The sequence below is a fragment of the Nonomuraea sp. NPDC052116 genome (assembly GCF_040680035.1).
GTDB classification, from domain to species: Bacteria; Actinomycetota; Actinomycetes; order Streptosporangiales; family Streptosporangiaceae; genus Nonomuraea; species Nonomuraea angiospora_A.
In genome coordinates this window covers 45,454-61,455 of the sequence record NZ_JBFAWA010000029.1, presented here as the reverse complement: position 1 = coordinate 61,455, position 16,002 = coordinate 45,454, and the positions used below count along the sequence as shown (strand labels likewise).

Genomic DNA, 16,002 nt, shown 5'->3' with positions numbered 1-16,002 from the left:
CGACGCCCAGCCCGGAGGCGACGCCCAGCCCGGAGGCGACGCCCAGCCCGGAGGCGACGCCCAGCCCGGAGGCGACGCCCAGCCCGGAGGCGACGCCCAGCCCGGAGGCGACGCCCTTTACAGGGGTAACACCACATCCGACACCGCCGGCTACGGCCGAGGACGGTTGGATGTTGCCGCCCGGGAGTTGAGCGAGGTCGCGGCGGAGCTGGCCAGGCAGGGGGAGGATGACGAGACGCTCGGCTTCAGCCTGCTGACCAGACTTGGGGCCATTTGGGGGCCGGGCAGCGCGGCCGAGCGAATGGCCGTCACCGAGGAGCTGTCGGCCGTTGCGCGGCGAAGCCGGGATCCACGGTTGGAGCTGACCGCGAGGTCCTGGCGCGTCGGGGCGCTGCTGGAGATGGGTGATCCACGGTGCCTGCCCGAGCTGCAGGCATTCGCCACGCGCGCCGAAAGGGCCGAGCTGGCGCTGTTCCAGCACGAGGCCACGGTCCTCAGGGCCATGTTCGCCACGCTCGCCGGACGCTTCGACGAGGCGGCGACGCACATCGACGCCGCCTACGAGCTGGGCGAGCAACCAGGCATCGGCCGACGCGAACTGCGCTGGATGCAGCGGTGGTCGGCCGCGACGCTCAGGGGCCGCTTCGACGCGGCCGACGGCGTGCTCGCGGAGATGGAGCTCGCGGGCAGCCATCACTTCCCGCTCTACCGCGCCGCGACGGCAGTGCAGCGCGGCGACGAGGGTGCGGCGCGCCACCTGACGGAGGTCGTGACGCCGGGCGAGCAGTACCTGCGGTGGATGGCGCCGCTGTGGCTGAGGCTCCAGGCGCAGGCGGCCGCCCTGTCCAAGGATCCGGTGCTCTGCGAGCGCGCGCGGACCGCGATCACCCCGTACGTCGGCCAATGGGGCGTGACGGCCACGGTCGCCGTCGAGGGGCCGTTCGCGCACTGGGCGGCGGTGCTCGACGCCGCCCAGGGACGCTGGGACGAGGCCGTCGAAGGGTTCACCGCCGCCTGTCGCGCGGCCGACCTGCTGGGCGCCCGCCCCTGGTCGATCGAGTCCCGCGCCCGCCTGGCCGAGGCGCTGCAGGCGCGCGGCGACGACGCCTCCACGCTGATCGCGCAGGTCGAGCGGGACGCCACCGCCCTCGGCATGCTGGTACACCTGCCCCGCCCCGCAGCCAACGCCTTCCGCCTCGACAGCGGGGTCTGGACCCTGACCTTCGCCGGCCGTACCGTGCGCCTGCCCGATTCCAAGGGCCTGGCCGACCTGCGCGTCCTGCTCGACCACCCTGGAAGCGACGTCTCGGCGGTCGAGCTGCTGAACCCGGCCGGCGGCGAGGTCGTGCTCGCCGCCCGCAGCATGGGCGGTGACGACGTACTGGACGAGGAGGCCAGGACCCGCTACCGGAGGCGGCTGGAACTGCTCGACGACGAGATCGACCGGGCGGCCGGGCTGGGCGACGACCGCCGGGCGGCCGAGCTCGACGCCGAGCGCACGGCGCTGCTGAACGAACTACGCACGGCCGCCGGGCTGGGCGGCCGCCCGCGCCGGCTCGGCGACGAGGCCGAACGCGCCCGCAAGGCCGTCACCAACCGGATCCGCAACACACTGCGCCAGCTCGACCAGCGCCACCCGGAACTGGCCGCCCACCTGAGATCCTCGCTCTCCACCGGCGCCACATGCCGCTATCACCCCAGCCCCGAGGTGCGCTGGCCACCGTGACAGCCGTAGGCACAGAGCCCGAGCGGTTGAGTCCAAACGCCCGGGCCCAGCGATTGGACCTAGCGATCGCGCCAAGGCGCGGCGTCCAATGGTCGGGGCCGGCGGTTGAGCCCAGCGGCTGGGTCCGGTGGCTGCGGCGACAGCGACGGTCGCCGCCTGGGCAGCGTCACCCATGTCACCGGGTTGCCGTTACCGGGCACCCGCCGCCGTCACCCGGGCGGAGTCAGCGGAGCTTCGCGAAGAACGCGGTGACGTCGTCGGCGAAGAGGCCCGGCTGCTCGGTGGCGAAGAAATGGCCGCCCTTGTCGTATTCGGCCCAGTGCACGATGTTGTGGTCGCGTTCAGCCCAGGGGCGGATGGTGACGTCGCAGGGCTTGGACACGAGCACGCCCGTCGGCACGGTGCCCCGCACCGCCGCAGCCCAGTCCCCCGCACCACCCCAGTCGCCCACACCACCCGAGCCCGACGCACCCGAGCCGGACGCGCCACTCCGCTCACCGGCACCACCCAGATCGGAGGCACCACCCGAGTCGGGAGCATTCGCATCGGGAGCGCCGGCCCAGTCTTCGGAAGTGCCGTTCGAGACGGACTCGCCGTTTGAGGTGGCGGCCCAGTCGTCTGCGCCGGCTTCGGTCCAGTCGGCCGCGCCCATGCTCTCGTAATAGAACTGCGCTGACGACCCCGCAGTGCCGGTCAGCCAGTAGACGGTGACGTTGGTCAGCATGAGGTCGCGGTCGAGCGAGTCCTCGGGCAACCCCTCCACCGGGTCCGTCAGCTCCTTGAACTTCTCCATGATCCACGCCAGCTGCCCCACCGGTGAGTCGTGCAGCCCGTACGAGACCGTCTGCGGCCGTTTCGACTGGGTCTGGAGATAGCCGTCGTTGAAGTTCTGCATCGTGTCCCAGCGCCGCCGCTCCTCCTCCGTCAGCCCGTCCATCTCCCCCTCCTGACCGACGGGAAAGGTGATGGCGGCGTTGAGGTGGACGCCGACGACGTGGTCGGGGGCGTGTTTGCCCATCTCCGGCGCGATGAAGGAGCCGCTGTCCCCGCCCTGCACCCCGTACCTGTCATAGCCGAGCAGCGCCATCAGCTGCGTGAAGGCCCTGGCGGCGCGGGCGGGATCCCAGCCGGGTCCGGACAGCGGGGTGGAGAAGCCGAAGCCCGGCAGGGAGGGGATGACCAGGTGGAAGGCCCGCGAAAGGGGCTCGATGACGTCCAGGAACATCACGAACGTGCCCGGCCAGCCGTGCAGGAGCATGAGCGGCAGGGCGGACGGGTTCTCGGAGCGGATGTGGGCGAAGTGGATGTTCTGCCCGTCGATCGTGACGGTGAACTGGGGGATCTCGTTGAGCCTGGCCTCGTGGGCGCGCCAGTCGTAGCCGGTGCGCCAGTATTCGGCCAGGTTCTTGAGGTAGTCGAGGGGGACGCCGCGCTCCCATCCGGTGCCGGGGAGCTGGTCCTGCCAGCGGGTCATGGCCAGGCGGGTACGGAGGTCGTCCAGGTCCTGCTGGGGGACTTCAATACGAAAAGGGTGAATTGTCATGATATTTCTCCGGTTTATGGGCTAAGGGCGGAAGGTGGTGGCGTGGCCCGAGGCCCACTGGGCGAACGTGCGCCCGGGACGGCCGGTCACCTGCTCGACGGTGGGTAGCACGACCGAGGCGGCGTCCGGCGGGTTGGCGCCGAGCCGGACCGCGAACTCGATCAGCTCCTCCCCCGCCCCCCACGCCTCCATCGACGCCCGGTACTGCGCCTCGCTCAGCTCCTCGAACCGGATCTCCCGCCCGACGGCCTCGCCGATCACGCGGACCCGCCGCTCCGGGGTCAGCGCCTCCGGCCCGGTGAGCAGGTACGACTGCCCGACGTGCCCCTCCTCGACCAGCGCCGCCACCGCGACGGCGGCGATGTCGGCCTCGTGCACCACGGCCCCTGGATGGTTGCCGAAGACCCGGACCACACCCTCCTCGCGGATCGATTCGGCCCATTCGAGCGCGTTGGTCATGAACTCCACGCAGCGCAACTGCGTCCAGCCGAGATCCCCGGCCCGCAGCGCCTCCTCGACCGAGCACTCGTCCCAGCTGCTCAGCACGCTGACCCGGGTCACGCCCGCCTTCGCGGCCAGCTCGACGAGCTCGGGCCCGGTCTGGAGCGCCGCCTGGTCATCACCGGCGACGGTGATCAGGTGCAGCCCGGTCACGCCTTCCAGCGCGGGGCCCAGGGACTGCGGCGCGGTCAGGTCGCCGTAGGCCACCTCCACGGACCCGGACAGCCGCGCCGCCGCCGGGTTCCTGGTCAGGGCCCGGACCCGCTCGCCACGCGCGACGAGCTGCGCCACGATCTGGCGGCCGACCGTGCCGGTGGCGCCGGTCACGAGAATCGTCATTCTTTCCTCTCATCCGAAGGTCTCGAACGTCTCGACAGGCAGGCGCCACACGGGAAATAGCACCCGCTACACGGGTGGGGGCTCCGTCCCTCCAGTCCGTGCCGCATGACCGCGCCCGCTCTCGGCGGGAACTCGATGACGTACCGGACAAAGGCTCTCGCGACACGGGTGGAAGCTCCGTCCCAGTCCGTGCCGCATGACCGCGCCCGCCATCGATGACGAACCGGAGGAGGGCTCTGGCGGCCTAAACGCACGCGCCCGGCACGGACATCCTGCTCAGTCCTTATGTGATCCGGTGCTTCTTACACGACCGCTTCGACCCCGGCCGCGCCCCACCACATCCCGCGCAAGGCGTACCTGCCGTTCGGCGCGGGCCCGCACAATGCATCGGCAACGCCCAGCCCTGGGCCGAGCCGGTCACCGTACCGGCCACACGGTGACCGCCGTCCCCGGCCGGACAACCTTCTCATGATCCCGGAACCTCGCACGCAAGCCCCCGACGAGCGACCTGCGCAACATTTGACAAATTCACCTTCACCTGCTCTCTCAATTTACCCTGAGAGCGCCTTTAATTAATTTGTCAAATCGCCTGAATAAAGGCCCGAGTGGTCAAAATGAAGCGCTACCTTAAATGCATGGAATTTCGTCGTCTCGGCCGTAGCGGCCTGTCCGTCAGCGCGATCTCCTACGGCCACTGGCTCGCGTACGATGCCCCGGACCAGGAAGAACGTGCGCGAGCGTGCGTCACGGCGGCGCTGGACGCGGGCATCACCACATTCATCACCGCGGACGCGTACGCGAACACCGCAGCCGAGTCGGTGCTCGGCCGCGCACTGAAAGGACAGCGGCGGGAAAGCCTGGAGATATCCACGAAGGTGTTCTGGCCCACCGGGCCGGGCGGGCCCAATGACAAAGGTCTGGGCCGCAAGCACGTCATGGAGTCGGCACGTGCGTCACTGCGGCGGCTGGGCACCGACTATCTCGATGTGTACCAGGCGCATCGATTCGACCGGACGGTGCCGCTGGAGGAGACCATGATGGCGTTCGCCGATCTGGTCAGGCAAGGCCATGTGCTCTATGTCGGCGTCTCCGAATGGACGGCCGAGCAGATCACGAGGGGCGCCGCGCTCGCCCGGGAGCTGCACGTGCCGTTGGTCTCCAACGAGGCGCAGTACAGCGCGTTGTGGCGGGTGATCGAGGCCGAGGTCGTGCCGGCGTGCGAGCGGGAAGGGGTCGGCCAGCTCGCCTGGTCCCCTGTCGCACAGGGCGTACTGACGGGTAAGTATCGGCCGGGGCAGCCCGCCCCTGCCGGGTCGCGCGGCGCGGACCTGAACGGTGCGGGCAGTTTCATCCAGCCCTTCCTGCGCGAGGACGTGCTGGAACGGGTGCAGCGGCTGCGTCCCCTGGCCGACGAGGCCGGACTGTCGCTGGGACAGCTCGCGCTGGCCTGGGTGTTGCAACGCCCGAACGTGACCTCGGCGATCATCGGGGCATCGCGGCCCGAGCAGGTGCGGGAGAACGTCGAAGCGGCCGAGGTCCGGCTCGACGCCGACCTCATGGAGCGCATCGATCAGGTGCTGGACGGCGTCGTCGAAACGAACCCGGCGCTGACGACGAGCCCGTAAAGGGCCTTCACCCAGGTCGACCGGGCGCGGGTTGATCTTGACACAGGCTCCGATCAGTCAGCCACCACGCAGGTCGTCGACGATCACGGTCGGGCCAGGCCACGCGCTCGCAGAGCGGCACAGGTCATCGGCGAGCGGGGGCAGGTGCGCGCCGGGAAGAAAGTGCACGGTCGTCCCCGTGGTGCCGTCGCCTGCGATGGGCTCCAGGCCGGTGACGGGGACGCCGTGCTCGTACCGCTGGGTCCAGGACCCGTTCAGGCGGCGGTTGGTGTGGACGAGCCACTCGCTGAGCGCGGCGACGACGGACATGCCGCGGCGCGGATGCCCGTCGGCAAGCACCTCCGCGCCCGGGTCGTCGAAGAAGCGCAGGTCCTTGGACGCCATGACGGGCTTCTTCACCGGCCGCCCCTGCTCGTCGAAGCGGGTGTCGGTGCCTCGCCCCTCGTCGGCCACGGACACCGAGCCGTCGGCGTGGAGGGTGACGGTGCAGCGTCCGGCGCCCGTGCTCGCCATCTCGTCGGCCGGGTAGGCGAGGACTTCGAGGATCAGGTGCCGGACGCCGCCGGGGGCGAACTCGTCCGGGTTCTCCCGGATGTGGGAGAGGTGACCGAGGTCGACGTCGGCCGCCCAGTCATGGGTGGTGTTACGCCAGGAGGCTCGGGGTGCGCTCACCCCCGCACCCTATCCACGGTGGCTGCGGACAGAGCGTAGGTGACGCCGGTCAGGCGTTCGGACAACTGCCAGAGGCGTGCGGCCGTGGCCGTGTCGCGGATGGCGCGCTCACGAGTGCGACCGGTGGGCTCTCCGCGCAGTTGCAGCGGCCCGTCGGGGACGATGTAGCTGCCGCCGGGCAAATCCGGCGCGGTCGCCGCGTACAGGGAGGTCTTCGCCCCTTCCGGGGTGGGCCGGAAGGCCACGCGCACCAGCAGGCGGGCAAGGGCCGCATACAGCCGTCCCCTGCCGCTGTTGGCGCCGCCGGTGAGCACGTTGGTGCGGGTCAGCCCGGGGGCGACCGCCATGCTGCGCAACCGCCGTCCGGCGGCGTCGGCCCGGCGCTGCAGCTCCATCGCGAAGTAGAGGTTGGCCCGCTTGGACTGCACGTAGGCGAACGCCGTCCGGTAGCCGCGTTCGGCGTTGAGGTTGGCCAGGTCGAAGCGGGCGAAGCGCTGGCCCTCGCTGCTGACGGTGACCACCCGCGGATCGGGCGCGGCGAGCAGATGCGGCAGGAGCAGACCGGTCAGGGCGAAGGTGCCCAGGTGGTTGACGCCGAACTGCGACTCGAACCCGTCGATGGTCAGCGCGTACGGCACCATCGCCACCCCGGCGTTGTTGACCAGCAGATCGATCCGGCCGCGGTCCCAACCGGCGGCGAACTCCCGGATGGAGGCCAGGCTGCCCAGGTCCACCCGGCGCAGCTCCACGTGAGCGCCGGGCACCTCACCCCGCATGCGGGTGAGGGCGGCCCGGCCGCGTTCGGGGTCGCGGCAGGCCAGCACGACGTACGCGCCACGACGGGCCAGCTCGCGGGCGGTCACGTAGCCGATGCCGCTGTTGGCTCCGGTCACCACGGCGACGCGCCCGGTCTGGTCAGGGATGGTACGGAGAGTCCTGGAGGGAGAGTTGCGCATGATGTATCACCTCAACGGGATATGTATCGCAACTTCGAGTTGCGATACATTCATCCTGTCAGCAGCCTCCGAATATCGCAACTTGGAGTTGCAATGCAGTCCGATCCTTCCACCGCCAGGCCGGTCGGCCGCGGCGCCAAAGTACGCGCCGCCGTCCACGCCGCCACGCTCGCCGAGCTCGTGGACAAGGGCTACGCCGCATTGACCATCGAGAACATCGCCCAGCGCGCCGGAGTCCACAAGACGACGGTGTACCGGCGATGGAAAGATCGAGAGAGCCTGCTCACCGACGCCCTGTCCGAGCACATGGCGCTGGACATCCCCGTCCCCGACAGCGGAGCGATCGAGACCGACCTGCGGGCGCTGGCGCGCTCGCTCGCCCAGGCGTTCACCAGCCCGACCGGGCAGGCCATCCTCGCCGCCATGTTCACCGGGGCCGCCCATCTTCCGGAGATCGCCGCAGCCCGGCGTCACGTGTTCGACGACCGGCTCGCCAGAGCCGAACCGGTGGTCACGCGCGCCATCGAGCGCGGCGAACTTCCCGGCGGCACCGACCCCGCCGAGCTGTTGAAGACCTTGGCCGCACCGATCTACCTGCGCCTGCTCATCACCGCCGAACCGGTCGACGAGACCACCGCCGACCAGGCGGTGCGCGTCACGCTCGCCGCCGCGCACGCCGGCGCCCTGCAGCCGGCCAAAGGATGACACGGCCCAGCCCTGGGGACGCCGGTCAGCTTCGGTGGCGGGGGTAGGCGGAGGCGAGGAGGCGGCTCAGGAATTGGTCGAGGTCGTCGAGTCCGTAGGAGGCGAGCACGTCGGGCGGCTGGGTGAGCAGGTAGGTCAAGGCGCTGTTGACGGCCAGGGTCACCATGGCGGCGCTCTCACGGGTGACCGGGAGGCCGGCGGCCTGCTGGGCGGCCAGGTGCAGGTCGAGGTCGGCGCGGGAGAGCCGGGCCAGCGTCTCCTGCACCTGGGGGTTCCTGGCGGCCTCGGCGTGCAGCTCGATGTAGGCCAGGACCCGGGACCGGTTCACCGTCATCGCCCGCTCGATCATCAGGCGCAGCAACGCGAGCAACTGGTCGACGGTGTCGATCTCGGCCTGCTGCAGCTCGCTCCAGTAACGCTCGACGCAACGCTCGGCGGCGGCCTGGAGCAGGCTGTCGCGGGTCGGGAAGTAGTTCTTGGCCGTGCCTTCCGGCAGCTCGGCAGCACGGTCCAGCGCCCGGTGGGTCAGCCCTCTGCCACCCTCCCCCGCCAGCACCTCGATAGCCGCGTCGCGCAACCGGTCGCGGCGGTCCCTGTTCTCCACCATGACCCCCATCCTCCCGCCTTTGTGTAATCACCATAGCTGTGGTACCACATGTGTGGTGATTGAGATGAAAAGAGCTGTCGTCGTCGGCGCCGGAGTCGGCGGGCTGACGACCGCGATCGCACTGCGCGCGATCGGCTGGGATGTTTCGATCTTCGAGCGATGGCCTCAGGTCGTCGCCGAAGGCACGGCGCTGGGCCTCCGCCCGGACGCCCAGGCCGGCCTGGCCCGTCTGGGGCTGGGTGAGCAACTGCGCGAGCGCACCGTCCCCTACCGGCGCGCGCGGATCCGCACCCCCGATGGCAGGCGCCTGGCCGACCTGCCGTTGGAGCGCATCGAACGGCGCGGAGGGGCGCCGGTCCGCATGCTGTCGCGGGTCTCGCTGATCGAGATGCTGGTGCAGCGGGTGGACCCGGCGACGATCAGCACGGGCGTGGAGATCACCGATCCCGCCGCGCTACGCGCCGACTACGACCTGGTGATAGGCGCCGACGGGGTGCGCAGCGCGGTGCGCCAGGCGTTCTTCGGCGCCGTGACCCGTCCCCGCTACGCGGGCATCGTCGCCTGGCGCGGCGTGATCAAGGGCTTCGAGCCGCAGGACTACGGCGAGACCTGGGGGCGCGGGCAGATGTTCGGGATGACGCCGCAGGCTCCGGGGGTGACGAACTGGTACGCGCCCGTACGCACCCCGGAAGGGGTTCGCGAGAGCCTCGACGACCTGCGCGCACGCTTCGCCGGCTGGCACGACCCCATCCCGCGCGTGCTCGCGGCCGCCGAGGCGGACGCCGTGCTGCGGCACGAGGTCTACGACCTGGCGCCACCCCTGGGGTCCTACGTCACGGGGAACGTGGCGCTGATAGGAGACGCGGCCCACGCGATGACGCCCGCACTGGGGCAGGGCGCCTGCCAGGCCCTGCTCGACGCGGTCGAGCTCGCCACCTGCCTGCGTACGCACCCCGGCGACGTGGCGAAGGCGCTGCTCTCCTATGACGCACGGCGGCGCCCGGCCGCCCAGCGGATGGTCACCGCCTCCAGTTGGATGACCCGCCTGGCGGGAGCCGGTCGCCTGGCAGGGCCGCGCAACACTCTGATGCGGATGCTGCCCATCTAACTACGAGAGGACCTTGAGCAGCCGGTCGGCCAGGACGGCTGCCGAGGCCGGGTTTTGGCCGGTGAGCAGGTTGCGGTCGACCACCGTGTACGGCTTCCACGCCTCGCCCTTGGTGAAGTCGACGCCCAGGTCAATGAGCTCGTCCTCCAGCAGCCAGCGGGCCCTGGGGCCGAGACCGACCGCGTTCTCCTCCTCGTTGGTGAACGCGGTGACCCGGTAGCCGGCAAAGGGCGATACGCCACGGATCCTGGTCGCCAGCATCGCCGCCGGGGCGTGGCAGACCACGGCCAGGGGCTTGCCGGAGGCCAGCGCCTCGGTCAGCAGCCGGCCGGCGTCCGCGTCGACGCACAGGTCTTCCATGGGGCCGTGGCCGCCGGGGAAGTAGACCGCGTCGTAGTCCTCCAACCGGGCGTTCGCCAGTCGGATCGGCCGCCGCATCTCCTCCGCGGAGCGGATGATCGCCTCCAGATCGAGAGCGATCTGGGCGCTACCGGCCATTTCGGGGCGCAGGCTCATCATGTCGACGGTCGGGACCACTCCGCCGGGCGTGGCGACGACGATCTCGTGGCCGGCGTCGGTGAGCGCCTTGTACGGGGCCGCGAACTCCTCGGCCCAGTAACCCGTCGCATGCCTCGTGCCGTCCTTGAGCGTCCAGTACGCCGTCCCGGTCATCACGAAAAGTAGCTTCGCCATCGGACAACCGCCTCCCCGTCCCGCGTCTGATGCGGTTGGCGCAGGTCTTACAGACAGCATTTTATGTCCGGCGTGATGTTCCAGATGAAAGCCTGCTACGCCGACATTGTTCTCTTTTTGCCAGGCCGCCGAGTTTCCGGCAGTCGCCGGGACCGGATATTCACCGGCGAATGATGAAGGCTTACGAACACGAGACCCACCGCTCACACGGCGTTTCCCGGCGCGCCTGAAAGCGAGTCAGGGGCAGGCGCACTCCGAGGACCCGTTCGACGCTGTCCTCCATCTCGGCCATCGTCATCGGCGCACCCGGCCCCGGGAAATCGCCTGCCGGTTGATCATCCCATTCGGCCGTGTTGACCAGCGGCCGCTCCGGGTCGTGCGCGAGGAGGGTGAAAACGCCCCGCTCGGTACGGTGGAAGTGCGCCGGGATCTCGCCGAGGCCCTCGATCACGACCCGTCCCCCCGGCACGAAACGGAAGCGGTCGCTCGGCCCGCTGAGTGCGCCGTCTCTGAAGCCAGATCGACGGAGTGACACGTCGGGCCAGAGCATCGGCGGTACGGGACGCGTACCTCAACGGTCGCGAAGACATCTGATGATCTCGTCAATCACCGGCACCCCCTGCCGCGTTCGGGCTACAGTTTGCAGTCATGATCACGGAGGAAGTGCTGTGAAACAGTCCAAAGCCCAACGAATCGGCCGGTCGGCGCTGGTCACTGCGCTGGCCGCAGGCGTCATGATGGCAGGCGTCGCGCCCGCGGCGAACGCCGCCGCCACCGCCCAGAAGAGGACGCTGGGACCGTTCGGGTACGGCAACCTCAAGCTCGGGATGACGGAGGCGCGGGCCAGGGCGACCGGGAGGATCGTCCGCAAGACCATCGACGTCCCCACCAAGTGCTCGACTTATGACCTGAGGGAGCGGCGGTACAGCGGCAACCGGGCAGGGATGTACATTTCGAAGAAGCAGGGCGTGGTCACGATCTCCGCGCCCGGCCGCGGCGTCAAAACGCCCCAGGGCATCGGCATAGGCGCCACTCCCGCGCAGTTGAAGGCCGCCTACCCCAACCTGAAGCAGAATGCGCTGTACGGCACCTTCGCCACCGTGCCGGGCAACCCCAAGGCGTCCTACGTCTTCCTCGTGTCGAAGAGGATGGTCCTCGGTGTGACCCTGGTCCTGACCGCTCAGGACTGCCTCGGGTAGCGCGGTCCCTTCACAGGAACGCGAGACCCGGTGGCAGGCCTGCCTGGCGCCCGAACAGCTCAACGGGGAGCTCGCCGAGGCGGGCTCTGTCGATGGAATCCGTTCATGGCGACGGGTACGGGGAGCTCAGGCTCCAGACCCGGACCTTGCCGTCGTTGCCCCCGGAGACCGCCACCAGACGGCCGTCCAGGTGTCCGGTTGCCACCGCTTCGATCAGGCCCACGTGGTCCTTGAAGGGTTCGCCGATCGGCTTGCCGGTCGCCAGGTCCCACACCCGTACGGTCTGGTCGTTGTAGCCGCCGGAGACCACGATCGGGCGGCCGTCGTCCAGCTGCGCCGCGGCCAGGCCGAGCGCCCAGCTCCGGTGGCCCCTGAAGGGCCGGCCGATCGGTTCGCCCGTGGCCAGATCCCAGACGCGTACGGTGTGATCGCCCTTCCCGCCGCCGGAGATCGCCACCGGGCGGCCGTCGAGTCGCGCCACCGTCGCCGATTCGACCGGCCCCTCGTGAGCGTTGACGCGTCTGGCCATGGGAGTGCCGGTGGCCAGGTCCGTCATCAGGATGGTGCCGTCGACGTCCCCGGAGACCACGACCGGGCGGCCGTTCACCTCGCCCACCGCCACCGAGAGCACCCAGCCGCGGCCGGTGCCGACGGGGTCGCCGACCCGGTCGCCGGTGGCCAGGTCCGAAACCTGCACCGTGCCGTCGAGACCGCCGGACACCGCCACGGAGCGGCCGTTCACCTGCCCGACCGCCACCGATTCGACCGAGCCCCGATGGCCTTGGAAGGGTTTGCCGATCGGTTCGCCGGTGGTCTGGTCCCAGACGCGTACGGTGCCGTCGCGACCACCGGAGACGACGACCGGGCGGCCGTTCACCTGCCCTGTCGCCACCGACCAGACCGGACCCTCATGCCCCGCGAACGGGGAGTGGAGGGGTACGCCGGTGGCGAGATCCGATATCAGCACCGTGCCGTCGTAGCCTCCCGAGGCGACCACGGGACGGCCGTCCCACTGTCCGACGGCCAGCGACAGCACCCACGGCTGCCAGCCGTTGAAGGGCTCGCGGATCAGGGTGCCGAACGGCGCGCCCGTCGTGGAGGGCTTCGCGTCGGCGGTGGGGAGCATGGTGCCGGGGAGGCCCCCGGGCAGGACGGACGCCAGCCATAAGACCACGGGGATCGCGAGGACGACGGCGGCCGCCGCGAACACCTTCGCCCAGCCGGGCGGACGTCGACGGCGGCGGCGCGGGGCGTTTCCGGGCGGCGGTGCGGGACGCCGGTAACCCGTGTCCTGGAGGGGGGTCTCGTGGGTGAGCGCGGTGAACAGGTCGGTGATGCTCGGCCGGGACGCGGGATCCTTGGCCAGGCCGGCGGCCAGGAGGGGACGGAGGCGGTCGGGGACGCCGGCCAGGTCGGGCTCGCGGGTCATGATCGCGTTGAGGACTCCCGCGGTGACCGTGCCGGAGAAGGCCCGGTGCCCGGTGGCGGCGTACACCATGGTCGCGGCCCAGGCGAACACGTCCGAGGCGGCCCCGGCCGGCTCTCCGTTCAGCTGTTCGGGCGCCAGGTAGGCCGGGGTTCCGATCAGGCCGGATCCCGTGGTGGAGTGGTCCAGCACCCGGGCGATGCCGAAATCGATGACGACGGGGCCCTCCTGGCCCATGATCACGTTGCTGGGCTTGAAGTCCCGGTGCACGATGCCGGCCCGGTGGATCGCGTCGAGCGCGACCAGGGTGGTGATCGCCAACCGGTCCAGCCCGCCGCCCGTGCGCGGCCCCTCCCGGGTCACGAGCTCGTCCAGGGACGGGCCCTGTACGTACTCGCTGACCAGGTAGGGCGCCCGGTCGGCGATCCCGGCGTCGACGACCCGCGCCGTGCAGAACGCCGCCACGGACCTGGCTATCTCGGTCTCGCGCAGGAACCGCTCCAGGGCTTCGGGCTCGGAGGCCATCCGGGCGTGCAGCGTCTTGACGGCCACCTGCCGGCCCGAGGGGGCCCGCCCCAGATAGACGACCCCCTGCCCGCCCACGCCCAGCACGCCGATCAGTCGATAGTCCCCGATCTGCCGGGGATCGTTCTCGGCCAACGGGCGCGGACCGGACATGAGGCAATCTTCTCCTGGGGTCAGGGAGGATCCACTCGGCTGCTCAAAAGGTATACGTCCGCATGATGACGTAAAAGCCTTGCCAATGGGCGTATGTGGCGGCGATCGCTCAACGCCTCTCCGAGGCGGGCCCGCGACCGGGACGGCACGCCGGAGGCGTTGAAGGATCATCCCGACGGGGAGGGGGAGGGGAACGCGGAACTGGACGGGAAGGTGAACGACACCATGAAGACACCCGCGATCGTCACGCCACAGGAGTGGGAGGCAGCGCGCCGTCGGTTGCTCGTCAAGGAAAAGGAGCTGACCCACGCCCGGGACGCGCTGGCCGCGGAGCGCCGGCGGATGCCGTGGCTGGCGGTGGAGAAAGACTACGCGTTCGACGGGCCGGCGGGTAAGGCGAGCCTGCCGGACCTGTTCGAGGGCCGTCGTCAGCTGGTCGTCTACCGCGCCTTCTTCGATCCCGGCGTGCACGGCTGGCCCGATCACGCGTGCGTCGGGTGTTCCATGGTGGCCGATCATGTCGGGCACCTCGCCCACCTGAACGCCCGTGACACCACTCTCGTCTTCGTCTCCCGCGCGCCCCAGCCGGACATCGCGCGGGTGAAGGCGCGGATGGGCTGGACGATGCCCTGGTACACCCTGACCGACGACTTCGACGCCGACTTCGGCGTGAACGAGTGGCACGGCACCAACGCGTTCATCCGCGACGGCGGCAGGGTGTTCCGCACCTACTTCATCAACGACCGCGGCGACGAGGCGCTGGGGAGCACCTGGAGCTACCTCGACATGACCGCGCTCGGGCGGCAGGAGGAGTGGGAGGACTCCCCCGAGGGCTATCCCCAGACCCCGCCGTACCAGTGGTGGAACTGGCACGACGAGTACGGCGCGGACGAGGGCCGTCAGCCGGACAGGACCCGATAGCCCGCGTCCACCGGGATACGGGCGCCGGTCACGGCGTCGAACCCGCCGTCAAGGATGGAGCCGATCACCGCGGCGACGTCCTGCGGATCGAGCATCCGGCCGAGGACCGAGCGGCGCCCCAACGCCGCCTCCGTCTCGGGTGTTCGCATCATGGCGCTGGCTTCGGTACGGACCGCGCCGGGCGACACGACGTTCACCCGGATTCCCCAGGCATCGGCCTCCGCGGCGACGTGCTGGGCAAAGGTGTTGAGCGCCGCCTTCGCCGTCGCGTGCGCGGCCGCGCCCGGACGTACCAGCTCGGCGCTGAGGCTGGAGACGTAGACGATTCGGCCGTCGCCCTGCTCGCGCATGCGGTCCAGTGCCCGCTGGGTGAGGTGGAAGACCCCGGCGAGCTCCCCGGTGACCTTGCCGGCGAAGTCCTCCCACGACATCTCGGCCAGCGGGCCGAACGGCGGGGGGATGTTGGCGTTGCAGACCAGCGCGTCCACCCGCGCGCAGGCCTCGACGAGTTCGGCCACCTGGCCAGGGTCGCGGACATCGGCCTGGACAGCCTGCGCCGTACCGCCGGCCGCCTGGATCTGCTTGACCACCGAGGTGGCCGCCGACGTGTCGGCGCGATAGTTGACGATCACGTGGAAACTGCGACGGCCCAGCTCATGTGCTGTCGCGGCACCGATACCGCGCCCCGCGCCGGTGATGAGTGCGATGCGTCGCATGTCATGCCTCCTCTGCTCTACGGCTTCGGGGGCAGACTCTAGGTATTGAGCATTCCAGGAGAAAGTACCTACCTCTTGGTAAGCTCCATACCTTGCCGTCGGCTCTCTGCTCGTCAAGGGGTGGCACGAGGTATGAGTGACGCGTTTCACAGGGACTGCCCCGCGCGCATGGTGCTCGACCACGTCACCAGCCGCTGGGCGGTGCTCGTGCTGACGGCCATCCGCGGTGGCCCGCTACGGTTCCACGAACTGCGCACCAAGATCGAGGGGATCAGCGAGAAGATGCTGTCCCAGACGCTGCGCACCCTCGAACGCGACGGCTTCGTCCGTCGAACGGTCACCCACACCACGCCGCCACAGGTCAGCTACGGCCTGACGGCCCTCGGCGAGGGGATCACCGAGCCGCTCCAGACCCTGTCCGACTGGATCCGGGACCATGCGGGTGACATCCTCGCCGCCCAGGCCGTGTACGAACAGGAAACTCCCTGAGCGGTTCCGGCGACCCGGGGTGGCAGGCCGCATCCCGCGCACGCGGCGGACTCTCGCTCGAGATTTGCCGGTAACAACCTGGTAACAGGGTCTTCTCC

At 70.2% G+C, this 16,002-nt stretch carries 15 protein-coding genes and 1 pseudogene; 7 read left to right on the top strand and 9 right to left on the bottom strand.

Annotation, left to right across the window (positions count from 1 at the left end):
- A pseudogene (locus AB0L65_RS42660) lies at positions 1-1,726 on the top strand (hypothetical protein); the annotation flags it as partial.
- 223 nt (positions 1,727-1,949) lie between these two features.
- Here AB0L65_RS42660 and AB0L65_RS42655 read toward each other — a convergent pair.
- Entirely contained in the window at positions 1,950-3,269 is a 1,320-nt protein-coding gene (locus AB0L65_RS42655) for an epoxide hydrolase (RefSeq protein WP_364258183.1), read from the bottom strand.
- Between the two features lie 21 nt (positions 3,270-3,290).
- Positions 3,291-4,109, bottom strand: coding sequence for an NAD(P)H-binding protein (locus tag AB0L65_RS42650; protein ID WP_364258180.1), 819 nt, complete (start codon positions 4,107-4,109; stop codon positions 3,291-3,293).
- A 635-nt stretch (positions 4,110-4,744) separates the two neighbouring features.
- Here AB0L65_RS42650 and AB0L65_RS42645 point away from each other — a divergent pair.
- Entirely contained in the window at positions 4,745-5,734 is a 990-nt protein-coding gene (locus AB0L65_RS42645; RefSeq protein WP_364258450.1) for an aldo/keto reductase family protein, read from the top strand.
- A gap of 57 nt (positions 5,735-5,791) precedes the next feature.
- Here AB0L65_RS42645 and AB0L65_RS42640 read toward each other — a convergent pair whose 3' ends face one another.
- Both AB0L65_RS42640 and AB0L65_RS42635 read right to left on the bottom strand, forming a co-directional pair.
- Positions 5,792-6,406 (bottom strand): hypothetical protein, encoded by a 615-nt coding sequence (locus tag AB0L65_RS42640; protein WP_364258177.1) that lies wholly within the window; start codon positions 6,404-6,406, stop codon positions 5,792-5,794.
- The gene (locus AB0L65_RS42635; RefSeq protein ID WP_364258174.1) at positions 6,403-7,362 is read right to left on the bottom strand and encodes an oxidoreductase; all 960 of its coding nucleotides are present in this window, start codon (positions 7,360-7,362) and stop codon (positions 6,403-6,405) included. The genes AB0L65_RS42640 and AB0L65_RS42635 overlap by 4 nt, the downstream gene beginning before the upstream one ends.
- A 93-nt stretch (positions 7,363-7,455) precedes the next feature.
- On the opposite strand from AB0L65_RS42635, the gene AB0L65_RS42630 reads away from it, so the two are divergent.
- Positions 7,456-8,067: a TetR/AcrR family transcriptional regulator gene (locus AB0L65_RS42630; protein ID WP_364258171.1), complete on the top strand. Its 612-nt coding sequence runs from the start codon at positions 7,456-7,458 to the stop codon at positions 8,065-8,067.
- Positions 8,068-8,092: 25 nt separating this feature from the next.
- Here the strand turns inward: AB0L65_RS42630 and AB0L65_RS42625 are convergent, their stop codons facing one another.
- On the bottom strand, positions 8,093-8,674 hold the full coding sequence (locus AB0L65_RS42625; RefSeq protein WP_364258168.1) for a TetR/AcrR family transcriptional regulator: 582 nt from the start codon (positions 8,672-8,674) through the stop codon (positions 8,093-8,095).
- 64 nt (positions 8,675-8,738) lie between these two features.
- Here AB0L65_RS42625 and AB0L65_RS42620 point away from each other — a divergent pair, with 64 nt between their 5' ends.
- Entirely contained in the window at positions 8,739-9,782 is a 1,044-nt protein-coding gene (locus AB0L65_RS42620) for an FAD-dependent monooxygenase (RefSeq protein WP_364258165.1), read from the top strand.
- On the opposite strand, the gene AB0L65_RS42615 is transcribed toward AB0L65_RS42620, so the two are convergent.
- Entirely contained in the window at positions 9,783-10,475 is a 693-nt protein-coding gene (locus AB0L65_RS42615; protein ID WP_364258162.1) for a type 1 glutamine amidotransferase domain-containing protein, read from the bottom strand.
- Positions 10,476-10,656: 181 nt separating this feature from the next.
- On the bottom strand, positions 10,657-10,926 hold the full coding sequence (locus tag AB0L65_RS42610; protein WP_364258159.1) for a hypothetical protein: 270 nt from the start codon (positions 10,924-10,926) through the stop codon (positions 10,657-10,659).
- A 217-nt stretch (positions 10,927-11,143) separates the two neighbouring features.
- Here AB0L65_RS42610 and AB0L65_RS42605 point away from each other — a divergent pair, with 217 nt between their 5' ends.
- A complete protein-coding gene (locus AB0L65_RS42605) occupies positions 11,144-11,674 on the top strand; it encodes a hypothetical protein (RefSeq protein WP_364258157.1) in 531 nt (176 codons plus the stop codon).
- Positions 11,675-11,777: 103 nt separating this feature from the next.
- Here AB0L65_RS42605 and AB0L65_RS42600 read toward each other — a convergent pair whose 3' ends face one another.
- Positions 11,778-13,778: a serine/threonine-protein kinase gene (locus AB0L65_RS42600; protein ID WP_364258154.1), complete on the bottom strand. Its 2,001-nt coding sequence runs from the start codon at positions 13,776-13,778 to the stop codon at positions 11,778-11,780.
- A gap of 93 nt (positions 13,779-13,871) precedes the next feature.
- Here AB0L65_RS42600 and AB0L65_RS42595 point away from each other — a divergent pair, with 93 nt between their 5' ends.
- Positions 13,872-14,699: a DUF899 domain-containing protein gene (locus tag AB0L65_RS42595; RefSeq protein WP_364258151.1), complete on the top strand. Its 828-nt coding sequence runs from the start codon at positions 13,872-13,874 to the stop codon at positions 14,697-14,699.
- Here AB0L65_RS42595 and AB0L65_RS42590 read toward each other — a convergent pair.
- The gene (locus AB0L65_RS42590; RefSeq protein WP_364258148.1) at positions 14,678-15,415 is read right to left on the bottom strand and encodes an SDR family oxidoreductase; all 738 of its coding nucleotides are present in this window, start codon (positions 15,413-15,415) and stop codon (positions 14,678-14,680) included. The genes AB0L65_RS42595 and AB0L65_RS42590 overlap by 22 nt on opposite strands.
- A 132-nt stretch (positions 15,416-15,547) precedes the next feature.
- On the opposite strand from AB0L65_RS42590, the gene AB0L65_RS42585 reads away from it, so the two are divergent.
- Positions 15,548-15,904: a helix-turn-helix domain-containing protein gene (locus AB0L65_RS42585; RefSeq protein WP_364258145.1), complete on the top strand. Its 357-nt coding sequence runs from the start codon at positions 15,548-15,550 to the stop codon at positions 15,902-15,904.
- The last annotated feature ends 98 nt before the right edge of the window (positions 15,905-16,002 follow it).

What these genes read in the sequence shown, in the direction of transcription:
- AB0L65_RS42630 (WP_364258171.1), top strand. Translation starts at nt 7,456, where the DNA reads ATGCAGTCCGATCCTTCCACCGCCAGGCCGGTCGGCCGCGGCGCCAAA.
- AB0L65_RS42585 (WP_364258145.1), top strand. Translation starts at nt 15,548, where the DNA reads ATGAGTGACGCGTTTCACAGGGACTGCCCCGCGCGCATGGTGCTCGAC.
- AB0L65_RS42655 (WP_364258183.1), bottom strand. Translation starts at nt 3,269, where the DNA reads ATGACAATTCACCCTTTTCGTATTGAAGTCCCCCAGCAGGACCTGGAC.
- AB0L65_RS42615 (WP_364258162.1), bottom strand. Translation starts at nt 10,475, where the DNA reads ATGGCGAAGCTACTTTTCGTGATGACCGGGACGGCGTACTGGACGCTC.
- AB0L65_RS42600 (WP_364258154.1), bottom strand. Translation starts at nt 13,778, where the DNA reads ATGTCCGGTCCGCGCCCGTTGGCCGAGAACGATCCCCGGCAGATCGGG.
- AB0L65_RS42635 (WP_364258174.1), bottom strand. Translation starts at nt 7,362, where the DNA reads ATGCGCAACTCTCCCTCCAGGACTCTCCGTACCATCCCTGACCAGACC.
- AB0L65_RS42620 (WP_364258165.1), top strand. Translation starts at nt 8,739, where the DNA reads ATGAAAAGAGCTGTCGTCGTCGGCGCCGGAGTCGGCGGGCTGACGACC.
- AB0L65_RS42595 (WP_364258151.1), top strand. Translation starts at nt 13,872, where the DNA reads ATGTGGCGGCGATCGCTCAACGCCTCTCCGAGGCGGGCCCGCGACCGG.
- AB0L65_RS42650 (WP_364258180.1), bottom strand. Translation starts at nt 4,109, where the DNA reads ATGACGATTCTCGTGACCGGCGCCACCGGCACGGTCGGCCGCCAGATC.
- AB0L65_RS42645 (WP_364258450.1), top strand. Translation starts at nt 4,745, where the DNA reads ATGGAATTTCGTCGTCTCGGCCGTAGCGGCCTGTCCGTCAGCGCGATC.
- AB0L65_RS42625 (WP_364258168.1), bottom strand. Translation starts at nt 8,674, where the DNA reads ATGGTGGAGAACAGGGACCGCCGCGACCGGTTGCGCGACGCGGCTATC.
- AB0L65_RS42590 (WP_364258148.1), bottom strand. Translation starts at nt 15,415, where the DNA reads ATGCGACGCATCGCACTCATCACCGGCGCGGGGCGCGGTATCGGTGCC.